The organism is Janthinobacterium goodfellowi (assembly GCF_051380695.1).
Classification (GTDB): domain Bacteria; phylum Pseudomonadota; class Gammaproteobacteria; order Burkholderiales; family Burkholderiaceae_D; genus Janthinobacterium.
Map to the genome: position 1 here is coordinate 135,590 of NZ_JBNYXN010000008.1, position 18,026 is coordinate 153,615.

The window sequence follows — 18,026 nt, forward strand, 5'->3', positions numbered from 1 at the left end:
TTCAGCGTGGCATATGCTGACTGGTTGCACCGTCCACAGGTACCGTGAAGCGCCCTGTATCAGGACGGCGTTTGCGTCAGGCGTTGCAGTTCGAGCAGTGCATTGCCGTATTCGGTATACATGACCATGCCGGTGGCAACCGTCTTTTCAAAGAATTCCCTGGCTTTGAGGCGGTCCTGCTGCAACAGATAGTATTGGCCGATATTAAAATAGGCTTCGCACAGGGATAGCAGGCGCTCATCGCCTGTCATTGTTTCGGCCGCCGCCAGTACTTGTTCCGGCGTCGAAATGCCGGTGAACAAACCGTAGAGGGGACGTGGCCAGGCGCCGCTGGCCTCGGCGTTCAATTCCTGCCTGAGCGTGTCCGGCAAGGCGAGTCCTGCAGGTCTCAGCGTCCACAGATACCACAGCCTGGCATACGGCTGCGCCTCGATGTTTGCCGTCGAGACGGCAAGCGGTTCCAGGTCCTCGAGCGCACGCCGGTATTGGCCCATCTGGTAATAAGTCTGGCCGCGCTGGTAGGCGACTTCGCCAGCGTCGTAGCCCAGCGTCCGGGCTTGTTCCAGCTGCGCGATGGCGGACTGGAATTGTCCGCGCTGGACCTGGATCGATGCCAGCGTCATATGGTAGACAGCCGTCGAGGGTTGCAGTGCCAGCGCCCGCGTCAAGTCGGCCCATGCCAGCTCGGCTTGCTGCAGATTCGCATGGGCCGAGCCGCGTAGCCAGTACGCCTGGGCCAGTTCCTGCTTGTCTTCCGGCTTGCGCGCGATGGTCGCGCTGTGCTCGGCGATGTCTTTTTCCAGGCTGCTGCGCATGCGCTGGCCCGGGGTATTGGCCGCAGTGCCTGGTTTGTTGCTGTTGATCCACATTTCCGGGACATTGAAGGAGCCGCCCATCATCTGGCTGATGTGTTGCAGTTGCGCGAGGAATTTGTCCAGGTCGCGCGCCGGCACCGAATCGCTCAGGAAAGTGAGTTCCAGCATGATGCGCGCCACATTTCCGCGAAATTGCTGGGACTGTTTGTAAGCGAAGAAATCGCCGTCGTAGCGCGTGGTGGTGGGGTCGAGCAAGCCGCTGACATTGTCAGGCAGGTTGATTTGAAAGGTATAGCTCAGCGTCTTGCCGGCGCCTGGCAAGACAAAGGGGACGCCGCGTGCCGCCTCATCCTTGACACGCGTCGCTTGAATGAAATTCAAGGGGATGAATGCGAAGAGCCAGCCTTTGCCCAACGCGGTCGCTGCGTGCTCGATCGTGTAGCGGTCGACTATGGTGATGTGCGCACCAGGCCGATAGTCGGCCAGTTCCGCGGCCCCAAGGCGTTGCGTGCCGGGATAGCGGGCCTGTACCAAGGCCAGGTCCAAGGGAGCATAGTCGGCCATGCGTGTCGAGAGCCTCTGCTGCACCTTATCCGCCGCCATGCCGTCGTAGCTGGTGCGCTTTTCAAACAGTACCGGCTGGTCGAACGCCCTGACGTTCATGACTTCCGTCAATTCATACGCGGCGGGTGGTTTTTGCGCGGCGGCAGGCAGGCTGAATACCAGGCATAAGCTGGCCAGTACGCTCAAGAGGGAACGTTGCATCGGCAATTCCTGAAAATGACAAAGATCGGCGACGAGACGCCGCGCTGGCTGCTTATGCTTCTCCCGTCGCCACGGGCCGCGCCGGATCGGCGCACCATTCGCTCCACGAACCCGGATACAGGGCCGCGCCAGGCAAACCGGCCACTTCCAGGGCCAGCAGGTTGTGGCATGCCGTCACGCCGGAGCCGCATTGCAGGATAGTAGATTCAGCCGTGCTGATTAGGCCCGCGAATTCCTGCTCCAGTTCTTTAGCGGATTTGAAGCGGCCGTCCGCCTGCAGGTTATCCTTGAAGAAACGGTTTTTCGCGCCGGGGATATGGCCGCCCACGGGGTCGATGGTTTCGTTTTCGCCCCGGTAACGGTCCGGGGCGCGCGCGTCGATGACGGTCAAGGCTTGCGTTTCCAGATTGGCGACGACGTCCTGCACGCTGACCGTGCGCACCAGGCTGGCTTTTTCCGTGAGATTGCCGACAGGGCGTGGCGCGACTGGCGTGACCAAGGGCAAGCCCTGCGCCTGCCAGGCGGCCAGGCCGCCGTCGAGCACGGCGACGTTCGGGTGGCCGACCCAGCGCAGCAGCCACCACAAACGGGCGGCGAACATGCCGCCCTGGCCGTCATAGGCGACCACTTGCGTGTCGTCGTCGATGCCCCAGCCGCGCAGGGCGGCCAGCAGGGCGTTGCGGTCGGGCAATGGATGCCGTCCTGTAAAGTCCGCGCCGCGCGCCGTCTTGGGGCCGGACAGGGCCGTGTCGATATCGGCGAATTGCGCGTTCTGGATGTGGCCGGCGGCAAACGCATCGCTGCCGGCCGTGGGGTTGAGCAAGTCGTGGCGGCAATCGAGAATCACCCAGTCGCTGTCATTCAGGTGGCTGGCCAGTTCGCTGGCCTGGATCAAGGTGGTATACATCAGGAACGCTCCTTTACACTTCGCTGGCGATGGGATCCGTGCGCGCGATGGCCGCGCCACGGGCCGTGTTGCGGGTATTGTAATAGGTGGCGGCGATGCCCGAGGCGAGAATGATGCCGATGCCGGTCCAGCCGTGCCAGTCGAACAGGTCGCCGAAGATCACCACGCCCCAGAAGCTGGAAAAGACGATGCCTGTGTATTGCAAATTAGCAACAACGAGGGTCTTGCCCAGGCGGTAGGCGCGCGTCATGGCCATTTGCGCCATGGTGGCGCACAGGCCGATGGCGGCCAGCAAGCCGATGCCGTAGCCGCTCGTGTGCGCGTGCCAGACGACGGGGCCGCCGCCGGCGCTGGCCACGTGGCCGATCACGCCGGCCAGGAAATTGACGACCGAGAAATAGAACACGACCCGGTATTCTGGCTCGCCCAGCAAGCCCAGTTTGCGCACCTGCAAGTAGGCGAGGGCCGACAGCATGCCGGAAATCAAGGCCGTGATGGCGCCGCTCAGCTGGTCCGTCTCGAACACGGGTTGCAGCAGCAGGGTCACGCCGACAAAGCTCATGGCAATGGCCGCCACCAGCGGCCACTCGACCTGTTGCATGCCTTTCCACCAGCCGCCGGCCAGCAGGATGACGGCGATCCAGATGGGCGCCATGTAATTGAGGGTCATGGCCGTGGCCAGCGGCAGGATGGCGATCGCATAAAACCACAGCCACAGGGCGATCACGCCCACCACGCCGCGCCACAGATGCTGGCCCGGCATCGTGGTTTTAAAGCTGCCGCCCTGGTACAGAATCGTGCAGCTCATGACGAGCATGCCGATGATGCCGCGGTACATGACGATTTCGGACGTCGAATACAGATCCGACGCCAGCTTCACGCACACGCCCATGATGGCGAACATAAAGCTGGCAAACAGCATCCAAAGTGACTGCATGAGTAAATCCTGACGATGAAAATGAAAAAGGCCGCGCAATGCGGCCCTTGAGGAAATTACAGTTCGATATTGCTGCGGTACCACTCGTGGAAATGTTGCATGCCGTCTTCCATGGGCGACTGGTAAGGGCCCACTTCGTTCACGCCGCGCTGCATCAGGACCTTGCGGCCCGCATCCATGCGCTGGGCGATTTCATCGTCCTCGACGCAGGTTTCCATGTAGGCAGCCCGTTCCGCTTCGACGAAGTCGCGCTCGAACAGTACGATTTCTTCCGGGTAATAGAACTCTACCACGTTGCGCGTTTTTTGCGGACCGTCTGGCCACAGGGTCGAGACGACGAGCACGTGCGGATACCATTCGACCATGATGTTCGGATACAGGGTCAGCCAGATGGCGCCATACGGCGGCGCTTCGCCGCCGCGGAATTGCAGCACCTGCTCCTGCCATTTCTTGTAGGCGGGCGAGCCGGCCTGCTGCAGGCCGCGGTGCACGCCCACCGTCTGCACGCTGTAGTCCTTGCCGAATTCCCAGCGCAGGTCGTCGCAGCTGACGAAGCTGCCCAGGCCCGGGTGGAACGGTTCCACGTGATAATCCTCGAGGTAGACTTCGATGAAGGTCTTCCAGTTGTAGTCGCACTCGTGAATTTCCACGTGGTCGAACATATAGCCGGAAAAATCGAGGTCTTTCGAGACGGATAAATCTTTCAATTTTTCCATCACGTTGTAGCCGTTTTGCTCGAACAGCAAGCCATTCCAGCTTTGCAGCGGCGTTTTCGACAGGTTCAGGCACGGCGTCTCGGGGAAGTGCGGCGCGCCGAGCAATTCGCCCTTGAGGTCGTAGGTCCAGCGGTGCAGCGGGCAGACGATATGGTTCGCATTGCCGCGGCCATTGAACATCAGCGCCTGCCGGTGGCGGCACACGTTGGACAGCACTTCGATGCCATTGGCGTTGCGCACGAGCATGCGCCCTTCGTTCTCAGACGCCAGGGTCGCAAAATCGCCGGTTTCCGGCACCATCAGCGCATGCCCGACATAGCGCGGGCCGGCTTGGAACAATTGCTGCATTTCACGCTGCAACAGCGTTTCGTCAAAATAGACGTGGACCGGAAGTTGCGCGTTTGAACGCGCCAGCTTGGCGTGAGTAGCCAGATCGGACATCCCAACCCCCCATAAATGTACAACGGTCAGCAGTGCCCCAGGCCATTCCCTGGGCAACCGCTACAGAGAGAAAGAATCCGCAAAGACCTGAATTCAAATTTGTTGAAACGGTATTTCGGACAGAACCGGCGATTATAGCGCGGATCGGCCTCGACATTATCAAAACTCCCCGGCAAATACGCTATTAATGAGAAACGTTGTCATTTACCGTGCCATTTCCGGCGACTGGGGGCGATTGCGCTAAAATTCACTGACAAGCTGGCAACGCTATTGACTTTGAGCGCGCCGATTGCGCTTTAGTTTTCACTTAATAGTGTGGTTTGTTCTAAAATAACGCTTCTATGCTGGCCGGGAGTCCCCGGCGTCTCCCTACAAGCCCCTCGTGCCACGAAGAGATCTGAGTCTATGTCGAAGAAATTAACTGCCGCTGCCGCAGCGCCGGCCTCGTTTGAAGAGGCGATGGCGGAACTGGCGCAGCTGGTAACGCAAATGGAAGCGGGCCAGTTGCCGCTGGAAGCATCGGTCGCGGCGTACCAGCGCGGCTCGGAACTGGTCAAGTATTGCGCTACCCAGCTCGACAGTGTCGAAGCGCAGGTGAAAGTACTGGAAGGCGACATGTTGAAACCGTTCGTGGATGCCGGCGAGGCCGCACAATGATGGCCAGTATGCAACAGGACAGCGTCACGTTCGGCGACTGGATGCAAAGTACCCAGTTCGGCGTGGAAGGCCGCCTCGACCAGTTCCTGCCTGCGGCGGACGCGGTGCCGCACAAGCTGCACGCGGCCATGCGCTACGCGCTGCTGGGCGGCGGCAAGCGCGTGCGCCCGCTGCTGGTGATGGCGGCCGGCGAACTGTTTGACGCCGATCAAGATACGCTTGCGCGCGCCGCTTGCGCGCTGGAAATGATTCACGTGTATTCGCTCGTGCATGACGACATGCCGTGCATGGATGACGATGCCTTGCGCCGTGGCAAGCCCACCGTGCACATCGCCTACGATGAAGCGACGGCCCTGCTGGTCGGCGACGCGCTGCAATCGCAGGCCTTCATGCTGCTGGCCGACGGCGCGGCGATTCCGCCGGCGCGGCAAATGGCCATGATCAGGCTGCTGGCGCACGCGTCCGGTTCCGCGGGCATGTGCGGCGGCCAGGCGATCGACCTCGACAGCGTCGGCCTGGCCTTGACCCTGCCGCAGCTGGAACAGATGCATCAACTTAAAACGGGCGCCTTGCTGCGCGCGGCCGTGATTCTCGGCGCGCTGGCCGGCAAGGACCTGGCGCCAGACGAGATGACGGCGCTGAACGCCTATGCGCGCGCCGTCGGGCTGGCGTTCCAGGTGGTCGACGACGTGCTCGACGCGACGGCCGATTCGGCGACCCTGGGCAAGACGGCGGGCAAGGATGCGGCCGCCAACAAGCCCACTTACGTATCGATACTGGGGCTGGAACCATCACGAGCCCTGGCAGAACAATTGCGGTGCGACGCCCATGCGGCGCTGGCGCCATTCGGGGACAAGGCACGCCGTCTGCGCGAGCTGGCGGACCTGGTCGTGCAGCGGAAGGCATAAATGAAACTGTTAGAAACCATCAATGAACCAGCGCAAGTGCGCAAGCTGGCCCGCTCGCAACTGGTGCCGCTGGCCCAGGAATTGCGCAGCTTCCTGCTCGATTCCGTTTCCAAGACGGGCGGCCATCTGTCGTCCAACCTGGGCACGGTCGAGCTGACCGTCGCGCTGCACTACGTGTTCAACACGCCGCACGACCGCATCGTCTGGGACGTGGGCCACCAGACCTATTCGCACAAGATTTTGACGGGCCGGCGCGAGCGCATGCATACCTTGCGCCAGAAGGACGGCATTTCCGGCTTCCCGAAGCGCGACGAGAGCGAATACGACACGTTCGGCACGGCGCACTCGTCGACGTCCATTTCCGCCGCGCTGGGTATGGCGCAGGCCGCCAAGATCAAGGGCGACCCGCTGCACGCGATCGCCGTGATCGGCGACGGCTCGATGACGGCCGGCATGGCGTTCGAGGCGATGAACAATGCGGGGGTGCAGGAAGACGTCAATCTGCTGGTGATCTTGAACGACAACGACATGTCGATCTCGCCGCCCGTGGGCGCGCTGAACCGCCACCTGGCGCGGCTGATGTCGGGCCAGTTCTATGCGGCGGCGAAAAATGTCGGCAAATCCGTCTTGCCCGGCCCCGTGCTGGAACTGGCGAAGCGCTTCGAAGAGCACGCCAAGGGCATGGTCGTGCCCGCCACCATGTTCGAGGAATTCGGTTTTAACTATATCGGCCCCATCGATGGCCACGACCTCGATTCGCTGATCCCGACCTTGCAAAACATCAAGCAACTGAAGGGTCCGCAATTCCTGCACGTGGTGACCAAGAAGGGGCAGGGCTACAAGCTGGCCGAGGCGGAACCGATCCTGTACCACGGCACGCCGAAGTTCAATCCCCTGGAAGGCATCAAGCCGGCCACGGCGCCGGGCAAGATGACGTACACGGAAGTGTTCGGCAACTGGCTGTGCGACATGGCCGCCCACGACAAGCGCCTGGTGGGCATCACGCCGGCCATGCGCGAAGGCTCGGGCATGGTCAAGTTCGAACAGCAATTCCCGACCCGTTACTTTGACGTTGGTATTGCCGAACAGCATTCCGTGACGTTTGGCGCGGGCCTGGCCTGCGAAGGCTTGAAGCCCGTCGTGGCCATCTATTCGACCTTTTTGCAGCGCGCCTACGACCAGCTGATCCACGACGTGGCCCTGCAAAACCTGGACGTGACGTTCGCGCTGGACCGCGCCGGCCTGGTGGGCGCCGATGGCGCCACGCACGCGGGCAATTACGACATGGCGTTTTTGCGCTGCATCCCGAACATGGTCGTCATGGCCGCGTCGGACGAAAACGAATGCCGTCAAATGCTGACCACGGGTTACCACTACCCAGGCCCGGCCGCCATCCGCTATCCGCGCGGCGCCGGTGCCGGCGTGGCCATCGTGCCGGAACTGACCAGCATCGAGATCGGCAAGGGCGAGATCAAGCGCCAGGGCAAGCGCATCGCCATCCTGGCTTTCGGCTCAATGGTGGCGCCGAGCGTGGCGGCGGGCGAGAAGCTCGACGCGACGGTGGCCAACATGCGTTTCGTCAAGCCGCTCGACGTGGCACTGGTGAAACAGCTTGCCGCTGAACACGATTATCTGGTGACGGTGGAAGAGGGCTGCATCATGGGCGGCGCCGGTTCGGCCGTGGCCGAAGCGCTGGCGGCCGAGGGCATCGTCAAGCCGATTCTGATGCTGGGCTTGCCCGACACCTTCATCGACCATGGCGACCCCGTGCAGCTGCTGAAAAGCGTGGGCCTGGACGCCAGCGGCATCGCCGCCTCAATCGAGCAGCGTTTCCCGGCGGCAGGGCCGCGCCTGGCCATGGTCAGTTAATTTGGCCTGCAGACAGAAAAGCGACACCGCGGTGTCGCTTTTTTTTCGCTTACATTCCATTTACATTGCACTGCAACATTTTTCGTCCGGGAATGCTACGATGACGCTTTGATACCCCTTTTCAAAGCCGATCTTGCATTTCAGGAAACTCCACCGCCGTTCGCGCATGCTGGCAAGCCGCTGGCTGACGGGCATGCACGCCTACACCGACAAGCTGGCGCAGCGCCGTCCCCTGTGGATGGTCAGCCTGGCCATCGACGAAACGAACCTGTCCGAAGGCTTGCGGGCCGCCTGCGCCTCGAGCGCCATGCTGCTCTTGGGCTTGCTGTTCGATCATCCCGATTTTTCCTGGGCTGCCATCGGCGCCTTCTGGACTTGCCTGGCCGACGCGGCCGGCACGCGGCGCATGCGCTTCGTGTCGATGGTGGGCTTCGGCCTGCTGTCGACGGTGGCCGGCGGCCTGACGGCGCTGGCGGCCGGCCATGGCGTGGCGACGGCGGCCATCGCCGTGCTGCTGTTTTCCTGGGCCGGCGCGCTGGCGCGCATCTGGGGCGCGGCCACGGCGCAAGTGGCCATCCTGGCGGCCACGGCCTGCGTGGTGATGGTCACGCACCCATTGGCATCGATGACGCAGACGGCGCCTTTCCTGGGGCTGTACATGTTCGGCTGCCTGTTCGCCACCGTGCTCAGTTTTACGGTGTGGCGCATCCATCCGTTCGGCCCGAGCCGGCGCGCCATCCGCGCCGCGTATTCGCGCTTGGCCGGCATCGCGCGCGACAATGCGCGCTTCCTGGAACAGGGCCCGGCGTTGCCGGACGCGGCCGCGCATGGCGCCAGCTACCGTTCGCAGGCGCGCGCCGCGCTGGAAGCGGCGCGCGTGGCGCTGGCCGCCGTGCCGCCCGCGCGCGCGGGCCGCAGCGCCCTGTACGACAACCTGCTGCTGGCCCTCAGCGACGCCGAGCGCATCTTCGCCTATCTGATCGCCGTCACGCATACGTGCGAGCGCGAGCAGCAGCGGCTGCGCCAGGACCCGCGCGCGCGGCGCAGCCTGGAAGTGATGGCCGTGCTGCTGCGCCGCCTGGGGCAAGCCGTGCAGCGCCAGCCGGAAACGCCGCCCCTGGAACTGCAGCGCCGACTGGCCGGCTGCGGACGGCGCCTGGAAGCGGCGCTGGGCGCCTTGCTGCCCTTGCGCCTGAATGTCGACTTCATGGAACTGGGCTTGCCGCGCGCGGCGCAGCTGCCGTGGCGCGAAGCGGCTTTCCTGGCGCTGGGGCAGGCGTGGCAAACGGCGAAAGTCAACGCCACGCCGCAGTCGCTGAGCTGGCGCCATGCGGCGCGCGTGTCGCTGGCGACGACGGCCGGCTTTTTGCTGGTCGAGGCGCTGCATATTCCCTTCGGCTACTGGGCCACCATGGCGACCTTATTGATATTGCAGCCGTCCGTGTCGACCACCTGGCCGCGCGGCATCGAGCGCGTGGCGGGCAGCGTGCTGGGCGCCGTGCTGGCCGTGCTGATCGGCCTGGCCGTGCATACCCCGCTGGCGATCTCGCTGGTGGTGTTTCCCCTGATCGTCGCCACCATGGCCTTGCGCCGCGTCAGCTATAGCCTGCACGTGCTGTTCATGACGCCCGCCTTCGTGCTGGTGGCCGACTATGCGGCGCCGGCCAGCGAGATGGTGTATGCGGTGAGCCGCCTGGGCAACAATGTACTCGGTTGCGTGCTGGCCCTGCTGGCCACGTTTTTCCTGTGGCCGGACCGCGAGGCGGACGACCTGGACCAGCGCCTGGCGAAAGCCGTGTCGGCCAACCTGAAATACCTGCTGGCCGTGCTGGCGGCGGGAGGGAAATGGGATAGCGCCATCGCGCGCCTGCGCCGCGAGGCGGGTCTGGCCAGCAATAATGCGGAACAAGTCTTGCAGCGCCTGCGCATCGAGCGCCGCCTCGACCGCAGCAGCGGCGTGGGTCTGGCGGCGCTGCGCACCTTGCCCCTGCTGCGCCGCGTGGCGGGCAGCACGGCGCGCATCAGCCTGAGTCCCCAGGCCGAGCCGGCGCCGCCCGAATTGCAACGCTGGATCGCTGAAGTCAGCGGGGAAATCGATGCGCTGCTGCGCGGTGAGGCCGAGGCCGGCGCGCCCGGCCCTTGCGTTGCCGAAGGCTTGACGGCCCTGCAAGCCGACGCGGTGGCGCAGGTGCAGCTGCTGCGGGGATTATTGCGCGAACATGTGCAGGCGCGGCCCGTGAGCTTGCCTGTGCCGGCCTGAATGTAGCCGCTCGGCCGGTTGCGCCCGCACCCGGCCTCTGCTGCTTGCGGCGCCGATATTGTATAGACGTTTGGCGCCTGCCAATCTCTCCAAATTTCACATTGCATGGACTTCGCCGATATATTTTCCAAACTGGAAATTTATCGAAAGGAAACGTTGACTCTAAAATAAGTGCGGTCTATATTCGATTTTGCAGGATGTAAATTCGATAAAGTAATAAGCATCGTACTGCAGGTGGTATTTCTTTTTTTTACGTCAATCTTCTGGCCAATCCAGCATGCAAGGCCGAATGCAGCGTGAATTAAGAAACCGGGTGGACCGGGGGGAGAGAATCGCCCCGGTTTGGGGGGAACGACGTCGAGGTGGCTTCATGATGCAAAAGAAAATTAAAACCATCGCCATGTATGGCTTGATCCTGGCCGCCGGCCTGGGCAGCGGTTATGGCCTGTCCTTGTTGCCCGGCTTGCTCAAGTCGAATTACACGGAAGGCGATTACGCCGCGTATTTCCCGAATGCCCAGGCGAAAGTGGTGCTGTACGGCACGGACTGGTGCGGCTATTGCGCCAAGACGCGCGCGTATTTCAAGGAAAACAAGATCGAATTCGTCGATCTCGATATCGAGAAATCCCCGGAAGCGAAAAAAGCCCACGAAGCACTCGGTGGCGGCGGCGTGCCCGTGGTGTTGATCGGCAACCGCAAGATCCAGGGTTTCAATGCGGGCGCGCTGGAAGCGGCGCTGAAGAAAATCTGATCGCCGGATGGCGCGTAAGGGATGGCGCGCCATGGATGTTGCTCATCGTCTGATATTTCAATAAAGGAGTACCAATGTTTAAAAAACTGGGTTTCTTTTTGTTTGCCATGGGCTTCAGCGCTTCGTATGCGATGGCAGGCGGCGGCGAACCGGAATGCTATTCGCAATGCGATGATGGGCTGGAGCAATGCATGATCAACCATCCGACCGCGCCGGGCGCCTGCACCAAGATTCATCAGATGTGCTACGACCGCTGCGATCCGTACTTGCCGTAAATAAATGATTTTGCCGGCTGTCCAGGACTCTGGCCAGGCCGGCATCGGCGGCTTATCCCCGCGTGCGGTCATGCCGCCACAGCACGTCGCTGCCGCCGGCAAAGCGGTTCAGCACGCGCGACAGCACGAACAGCAGGTCCGACAGGCGGTTCACGTACTGGCGCGGGTGTTCGTGCAGGGGCTCCGCATTCGCCAGCGCGACGATGCTGCGCTCGGCGCGGCGGCACACGGTGCGGCACACGTGCGCGAGCGAGGCGGCGCGCGAGCCGGCCGGCAGGATGAATTCACTCAAGGCCGGCAAGTCCGCATTGTATTTCGCCAGCAGGTCGTCGAGGCGCAGCACGTGCTCTTCCTTGATCAGCTGGTAGCCTGGGATGCAGATTTCTCCGCCCAGGTCGAACAGGTCGTGCTGGATGGCCACCAGCTCCTCGCGCAAGGCGTCGGGCATGGCTTCGCACAGCAGCAAGCCGATGTTGGAATTGAGTTCATCCACGTCGCCCATGGCGTGGATGCGGGCGCTGTCCTTGCTGGTGCGGCTGCCGTCGCCCAGGCCGGTGCTGCCATTGTCGCCCGTGCGCGTGGCGATTTTCGAAAGTCGGTTGCCCATGATGCTGGTCCTGTCAAAGAAGAATGGGGGCAGCATACGACACTGTGCGCCGACCGGCTGCGGATTTGCAGGCAAATCGGACAAAAAATGCGGTGCGGGCCACTTTTGTGCTTACAATCGTTGCACGCCCATGCCCATTTGCCTCCCATCTTATGCTCAATGCCGCCCCTGCTGAATCCGGATTGACCGCCGCGCGCCAGCAAGCCGTCGTCGCGGCCCTGCTGGCCGTGCTGCCGGCCCGCTGCGTGCTGTCCGACGCCGAAGACACGCGCCCGTACGAATGCGACGGCCTGGCCGCTTACCGCCAGCTGCCGATGGTGGTCACCTTGCCCGATACGGAAGAACAGGTCATCGCCATCCTCGGCGTCTGCCGGGAATTGAAGGTGCCGATCGTGCCGCGCGGCGCCGGCACGGGATTGTCGGGCGGCGCCTTGCCCATCGCCGACGGCGTGGTGCTGTCGACGGCGCGTTTGAACCGCATCGTGCGCCTCGATGCGTATGCGCGCACGGCCGTGGTGCAGCCAGGTGTGCGCAACCTGGCCATTTCCGAAGCGGCCGCGCCCCACGCGCTGTATTACGCGCCCGACCCGTCCTCGCAGATCGCCTGCAGCATCGGCGGCAACGTGGCGGAAAACTCGGGCGGCGTGCATTGCCTCAAATACGGTTTGACCGTGCACAATGTACTGCGCGTGCGCGTCGTGACCATCGATGGCGACGTGCTGGAACTGGGCGGCGAATGCCTGGACTCGCCCGGCCTGGACCTGCTGGCGGTCTTCATCGGCTCCGAAGGCATGCTGGGCATCGTCACGGAAGTGACGGTCAAACTGATCCCGAAACCGGCGACGGCACGGGTCATCATGGCGTCGTTCGGCGACGTCGTCACGGGCGGCAATGCCGTGGCCAACGTGATCGCCGCCGGCATCATTCCGGCCGGACTGGAAATGATGGACCAGACTTCGTCGCGCATGGTCGAACCGTTCGTCAAGGCCGGCTACGACACCGACGCGGCGGCCATTTTGCTGTGCGAGGCCGATGGCACGCACGAGGAAGTGGAAGAGGAAATCGCCCGCATGACGGCCGTGCTGGAAGGGGCGGGCGCCAGCGCGATTGCCGTCTCGCAGTCGGAAGCGGAGCGCATGAAGTTCTGGTCCGGCCGCAAGAACGCGTTTCCCGCCGCCGGGCGCATCTCGCCCGACTACTACTGCATGGACGGCACCATTCCGCGCAAGCGCCTTGCCGAAGTCCTGACGGGCATCGCCGCCATGGAAACGACGCATGGCCTGCGCTGCGCCAACGTGTTCCACGCGGGCGACGGCAATCTGCACCCGCTGATCCTGTTCGACGCCAACATGCCCGGCGAATTCGAGCGCGCCGAAGCGTTTGGCGCGGACATCCTGGCCCTGTGCGTGGCCGTGGGCGGCACCATCACGGGCGAACATGGCGTGGGCATGGAAAAGATCAATTCCATGTGCGTGCAATTTACGCGCGCCGAACTCGATGCCTTCTTTGCCGTCAAGCGCGCCTTCGATCCCCATACCCTGCTGAACCCGGACAAGGCGATTCCCACCTTGAACCGCTGCGCCGAATTCGGCAAGATGCATGTGACGGCGGGGCGCCTGCCGTTCGCCAACCTGCCCCGTTTTTAACCGCCGGAGACTCCTTTGCAAGCAATCGTGGAACAATTCAGGCAGCAGATCCTGGCGGCCAGCGCGGCGGGCAAACCCTTGCGCCTTCGCGGCGGCGGCACGAAAGACTGGTATGGCCAGCAGTTTGATGGCGCCGTGCTCGATACGCGCGCGTATGCGGGCATCATCGACTATGAACCGACGGAATTGGTGATCACGGCCCGCTGTGGCACGCCGCTGGCGGACATCGAGGCGGCGCTGGCCGCGCGTAATCAGATGCTGGCCTTCGAGCCGCCCCATTTCGGCGCTGGTGCCACGGTGGGCGGCGTCGTCGCCAGTGCCCTGTCCGGCCCGCGCCGGGCCAGCGCGGGCGCCTTGCGTGACTTCGTGCTGGGCGCCGTGCTGATGGATGGCCATGGCGAACGCCTGGCCTTTGGCGGGCAAGTGATGAAGAACGTGGCCGGCTACGATGTCTCGCGGCTGCTGGCCGGTTCGCTGGGGACCCTGGGCCTGATCCTGGAAGTGTCGCTCAAAGTGCTGCCTCTGCCGCTGCGCGAAGCGACCTTGCGCGTGGCGTGCGCGGAAATCGCCGCCTTGCGCCTGCTCAATGAATGGGCCGGTCAACCGCTGCCGATATCGGGCAGCTGCTGGCATGACGGCGTGTTGACGGTGCGCCTGTCCGGCGCCGAGGCGGCCGTGTCGGCGGCGCTGCACGCGCTGGGCGGCGAGGTGCTGGCGCCCGAAGACGCGGCCGCCTTCTGGCTGTCCGTGCGCGAGCAAACGCACGCCTTCTTTGCGGGCGCGGGCAGCTTGTGGCGGCTGTCGCTGCCGCCGCACGCCAGTGCCGTGATCGTCAAGGGGCGCCAGTTGATCGAGTGGGGCGGGGCGCAGCGCTGGCTCAAGCTCGACGCCGATGCCGATGCGGCCGGGGCGCAGGACATCCGCCAGGCCGTGGCTGCCGCTGGCGGCCACGCCACGCTGTTCCGCGGCGGCGACAAGGCCGTAGGCGTATTCCATCCGCTGGCGCCGGCCGTTGAAAAAATCCACCAGCGTCTGCGGCAGGCTTTCGATCCGGCCGGCATCTTCAACCCGCACAGAATGTATTGAGCGCGCATGCAAACCAATCTCGCCGATTTCATCAAGAATACGCCGGCAGGCGACGAAGCCGAAGCCATCCTGCGCGCCTGCGTGCATTGCGGCTTTTGCACGGCCACCTGTCCCACCTACCAGTTGCTGGGCGATGAACTCGATGGCCCGCGCGGACGCATCTACCTGATCAAGCAAGTGCTCGAAGGCGCGCCCGTCACGGCCAAGACGCAGACGCACCTGGACCGCTGTCTGACCTGCCGCAATTGCGAGTCGACCTGTCCGTCCGGGGTGCAGTACGGGCGCCTGGTCGACATCGGCCGCAACGTCGTCGAGCAGCGCGTGCAGCGCCCCTTGCGCGAACGCGCGCTGCGCTTCGCCCTGAAGGAAGCCTTGCCGCGCCGCTGGCTGTTTACGCCCGTGTACAAGGCGGGGCAGGCGCTGCGCCCGCTGCTCTCGAAAAGCTTGCAGGATAAATTGCGCCCGGGCGCGCAAGCCGGTGCGTGGCCGGCGCGCCAGCATGCGCGCAGCATGCTGCTGCTCGACGGCTGCGTGCAGCCGGCCATGTCGCCCAATATCAACGCGGCCACGGCGCGCGTGTTTGATGCGCTCGGCGTGCAGTTGATCGTCGCGCCGAAGGCGGGCTGCTGCGGCGCGCTGCGCCATCACCTGAACGACCAGGAAGCGGCGCTGGACGACATGCGCCGCAATATCGACGCCTGGTGGCCGTATGTCGACAGCGCCGAAGCCATCGTCATGACGGCGTCCGGCTGCGGCGCCACGGTGAAGGAATATGGCCATCTGCTGGCGCACGATGCGCAGTATGCGCAGAAGGCGCGGCGCATCGCGGAACTGACGCGCGATCTGTCCGAGATCATGCCGGCGTTTGAAAACGAGCTGGCGGCGCTGCTGCAAGGACGCATCGGCAAACGGGTGGCGTATCACCCGCCCTGCACCCTGCAGCACGGCCAGCAGGTGCGCGGCAAGGTCGAGCAGGTGCTGCGCGCCGTCGGCGTCGACGTGCGCCTGTGCGCGGACAGCCATTTGTGCTGCGGTTCGGCGGGCACGTATTCGATCCTGCAGCCGGCCCTGTCGCAGCAGCTGCGCGACAACAAGGTGGCCAACCTGGAAGCGTGCGAGCCGGAGATGATCGTGTCGGCGAATATCGGTTGCCTGAGCCATTTGCAGTCGGGCACGCAGACGCCCGTGCGGCACTGGATCGAGCTGATCGACTCGGCCCTGACGTCTAAATAGGTACCTCGCTGAACTGCGCGATGCGCCATTGCGGGGCCGGGATGAAATTGTTCGCCCACTCCAGCACGGCGTCGGCCGGCATGGGGCGGGCGATGCCGTAGCCTTGCGCCAGGTCGCAGCCCAGCTGGATCAGGCGCGCGCCATGCTCGACGCTTTCCACGCCCTCGGCGATCACCGTCAGGCTGAAGGAACGGGCCAGACCGATGACGGCGCGCACCAGGTGCAGGTCGTCGCGGTCGTTGAGCATATTGCGCACGAAGCTCTGGTCGATCTTGACGATATTGGCCGGCAGGCGTTTCAGGTAGGACATCGACGAGTAGCCGGTGCCGAAATCGTCGAGCGCGAAGGTGATGCCCAGCGCCTGGCAGGCGCGGATGATGCGGCGCACGTCCTCGATGTCGTGCAGGGCCGACGATTCGAGGATTTCCAGTTCCAGCATGCTGGCGCGCACGCCGGGAAATTCGCCGAGGATGGTTTCCAGGCGCGAGACGAAGTCCGGTTGCTGGAAGTGGCGCGCGGCGATGTTCACGCTGACCACCCAGTGCTTGCCGGTCGCGCTCCAGCGCTGCATCTGCCACAGGGCCTGGCGCAGCACCCATTCGCCGATGTCAATGATCAAATCCGTCTGTTCCACCAGCGGCAGGAACTGCGCCGGCGCCAGCACGCCGCGGCGCGGATGCTGCCAGCGCAGCAGCGCTTCCATGCCCACCACCGTGCCGGCGCGCATATTCACCTTGGGCTGGTAGTACAGCCGCAGTTCGCCGTTGATCAGGGCGTGGCGCACCTCCGTGCGCTGGTTGTGGTGGGTGCGCACTTCCTCGTCGAGGTTGGTGTCGAAGAAGTGGTACTGGTTACGCCCCGTCAATTTCGCCTGGTAGACGGCGTGGTCGGCGTGGCGCAGCAGGCTTTCCGTATTCAGGTCCTTGCCCGCGTAGACGGCGATGCCGGCGCTGGCCGTCATGTGCAGCGCCTGCTGGTCGCACTGGTAGGGGCGGCCCAGCTCGGCCATCAGCTGCGTGACGTTCTGTTCGATGCTGGCGATGCTGGCCTGGCCGCACAGCAGCAGGACGAATTCATCGCCGCCCAGGCGCGCCGCGTAGTGGACCTGGCCCGTAAAGCCGTGCAGGCGGCCCGCTACCTGCTTGAGAATTTCATCGCCCGCCTCGGCGCCGTAGCGGTCGTTGATGGCCTGGAAGTGATCGAGGTCGAACAGGCAGACGGCCAGCAGGCGCTGGCGTTCGCGCGCCAGGAACAGTTCCTGTTCGAAGCGGGCGGCCAGCGCGGCACGGTTGGGCAAGCCCGTCAGCACATCATTGTAGTTTTGCCACGACAGCTTTTGCAGCGCCTGCTGCATGTGCACGGTTTCGTTCAGCTGTTCGCCCAGTTGGCGCTGGCTGGTCTTGAGCGAGGTCAACAGTTCTTCGATATCGCCGGCCATGCCATTGAACGACTGCGACACGGCTTGCGCTTCGGGCGTGGCGCCGGCCGCCAGGCGCACGCCGAAGTTGCCATCGCGGAAGCGGTCGGTCGCCTGCACGAAGCGCGCCAGCAGCTTGCGGTGCGCGGCCAGGATCAGGCCCAGCAGCAGGAAGACGAGGACGATATTGATGGTGCTGAGCACGGCCTGCTCGCGTACGCGGTGCCACACCTGCGCCAGGGGCAGGCCGGGCGTGTAGTGCAGGTCGAGGGTGCCGTCGCCGCCGTCCGGCAGCGCCACCGTCAGGCGGCTGCGGATGGCCGTGATGCCGGCCAGGCGCGCGAACCACGCTGGCACCGTCGCCAGTGTGTCGGCCAGCTTGCTGTCGGCCAGCACCTCGACATGCTCGCCAGCCGTGTCCCAGCGGGCGGAAACGAGGCTGCGGTTCAGCGGCAGGGCGCTGCGCAGCACTTGCCGCACGCTGTCGTGCATCGCGTGACTGTCCGCGTGCACGGCCAGCGGCAGCACGCTATTGGCGAGGAACAGGTCGAGTTGCCGGGCATCGCTCTGGTAGCGCGCATTGGCCAGCGCCGTTTCCGAACCGAGCAGGGCGTGATAGCGAACGGCGGAAACGGCGAGTATCAGGAAGAAAATAGGAATGAAGAGGCGGGAATAACTGCCCATCCGCATCCATGAAGATATTATTTTCCCAAAGACTGGCATCGTTTTTTGATCG

15 protein-coding genes are annotated in these 18,026 nt (G+C 64.0%); 9 read left to right on the forward strand and 6 right to left on the reverse strand.

Annotated elements, in window-relative coordinates:
• Positions 1 to 59: 59 nt before the first annotated feature.
• From ACQ4WQ_RS25530 to ACQ4WQ_RS25545, 4 genes are read right to left on the reverse strand one after another with little or no spacing between them, the layout of a single operon-like run.
• Complete coding sequence (locus ACQ4WQ_RS25530) at positions 60 to 1,580, reverse strand: hypothetical protein (protein WP_436500910.1); 1,521 nt, start codon at positions 1,578 to 1,580, stop codon at positions 60 to 62.
• A 52-nt stretch (positions 1,581 to 1,632) separates the two neighbouring features.
• Positions 1,633 to 2,487, reverse strand: a complete 855-nt coding sequence (locus ACQ4WQ_RS25535; RefSeq protein WP_436500912.1) for a sulfurtransferase — start codon at positions 2,485 to 2,487, stop codon at positions 1,633 to 1,635.
• Between the two features lie 13 nt (positions 2,488 to 2,500).
• Positions 2,501 to 3,424 (reverse strand): DMT family transporter, encoded by a 924-nt coding sequence (locus ACQ4WQ_RS25540; protein ID WP_436500914.1) that lies wholly within the window; start codon positions 3,422 to 3,424, stop codon positions 2,501 to 2,503.
• A gap of 56 nt (positions 3,425 to 3,480) precedes the next feature.
• Complete coding sequence (locus ACQ4WQ_RS25545) at positions 3,481 to 4,581, reverse strand: aromatic ring-hydroxylating oxygenase subunit alpha (RefSeq protein ID WP_326458209.1); 1,101 nt, start codon at positions 4,579 to 4,581, stop codon at positions 3,481 to 3,483.
• A gap of 405 nt (positions 4,582 to 4,986) precedes the next feature.
• On the opposite strand from ACQ4WQ_RS25545, the gene ACQ4WQ_RS25550 reads away from it, so the two are divergent.
• The 6 genes from ACQ4WQ_RS25550 to ACQ4WQ_RS25575 all read left to right on the forward strand — a co-directional run bounded on the left by ACQ4WQ_RS25550 (position 4,987) and on the right by ACQ4WQ_RS25575 (position 11,301).
• A complete protein-coding gene (locus ACQ4WQ_RS25550) occupies positions 4,987 to 5,238 on the forward strand; it encodes an exodeoxyribonuclease VII small subunit (protein ID WP_046683420.1) in 252 nt (83 codons plus the stop codon).
• The gene (locus ACQ4WQ_RS25555) at positions 5,235 to 6,146 is read left to right on the forward strand and encodes a polyprenyl synthetase family protein (RefSeq protein WP_436500916.1); all 912 of its coding nucleotides are present in this window, start codon (positions 5,235 to 5,237) and stop codon (positions 6,144 to 6,146) included. The genes ACQ4WQ_RS25550 and ACQ4WQ_RS25555 overlap by 4 nt, the downstream gene beginning before the upstream one ends.
• A complete protein-coding gene (gene dxs, locus ACQ4WQ_RS25560; protein WP_436500918.1) occupies positions 6,147 to 8,015 on the forward strand; it encodes a 1-deoxy-D-xylulose-5-phosphate synthase in 1,869 nt (622 codons plus the stop codon).
• A 166-nt stretch (positions 8,016 to 8,181) separates the two neighbouring features.
• Positions 8,182 to 10,275, forward strand: coding sequence for an FUSC family protein (locus tag ACQ4WQ_RS25565; protein ID WP_436500920.1), 2,094 nt, complete (start codon positions 8,182 to 8,184; stop codon positions 10,273 to 10,275).
• Between the two features lie 370 nt (positions 10,276 to 10,645).
• Positions 10,646 to 11,026, forward strand: a complete 381-nt coding sequence (locus ACQ4WQ_RS25570) for a glutaredoxin family protein (protein WP_436500922.1) — start codon at positions 10,646 to 10,648, stop codon at positions 11,024 to 11,026.
• 74 nt (positions 11,027 to 11,100) lie between these two features.
• Positions 11,101 to 11,301 (forward strand): hypothetical protein, encoded by a 201-nt coding sequence (locus ACQ4WQ_RS25575; RefSeq protein WP_436500924.1) that lies wholly within the window; start codon positions 11,101 to 11,103, stop codon positions 11,299 to 11,301.
• A gap of 52 nt (positions 11,302 to 11,353) precedes the next feature.
• Here ACQ4WQ_RS25575 and ACQ4WQ_RS25580 read toward each other — a convergent pair whose 3' ends face one another.
• Entirely contained in the window at positions 11,354 to 11,908 is a 555-nt protein-coding gene (locus ACQ4WQ_RS25580; protein ID WP_070290065.1) for a cob(I)yrinic acid a,c-diamide adenosyltransferase, read from the reverse strand.
• Between the two features lie 152 nt (positions 11,909 to 12,060).
• Between ACQ4WQ_RS25580 and ACQ4WQ_RS25585 the strand changes: the two genes are divergently transcribed.
• Genes ACQ4WQ_RS25585 through glcF form a run of 3 tightly spaced genes read left to right on the forward strand, consistent with a single transcriptional unit; the run spans position 12,061 to position 15,873 of the window.
• A complete protein-coding gene (locus ACQ4WQ_RS25585) occupies positions 12,061 to 13,554 on the forward strand; it encodes an FAD-linked oxidase C-terminal domain-containing protein (protein WP_436500926.1) in 1,494 nt (497 codons plus the stop codon).
• 15 nt (positions 13,555 to 13,569) lie between these two features.
• Positions 13,570 to 14,640 carry a glycolate oxidase subunit GlcE gene (glcE, locus tag ACQ4WQ_RS25590; protein WP_326458215.1) on the forward strand — a complete coding sequence of 357 codons (1,071 nt, stop codon included), beginning with the start codon at positions 13,570 to 13,572 and terminating at the stop codon, positions 14,638 to 14,640.
• 6 nt (positions 14,641 to 14,646) lie between these two features.
• Complete coding sequence (gene glcF / locus ACQ4WQ_RS25595) at positions 14,647 to 15,873, forward strand: glycolate oxidase subunit GlcF (RefSeq protein WP_436500929.1); 1,227 nt, start codon at positions 14,647 to 14,649, stop codon at positions 15,871 to 15,873.
• On the opposite strand, the gene ACQ4WQ_RS25600 is transcribed toward glcF, so the two are convergent.
• On the reverse strand, positions 15,866 to 17,974 hold the full coding sequence (locus ACQ4WQ_RS25600) for a putative bifunctional diguanylate cyclase/phosphodiesterase (RefSeq protein WP_326458217.1): 2,109 nt from the start codon (positions 17,972 to 17,974) through the stop codon (positions 15,866 to 15,868). The genes glcF and ACQ4WQ_RS25600 overlap by 8 nt on opposite strands.
• Positions 17,975 to 18,026 lie beyond the last annotated feature (52 nt).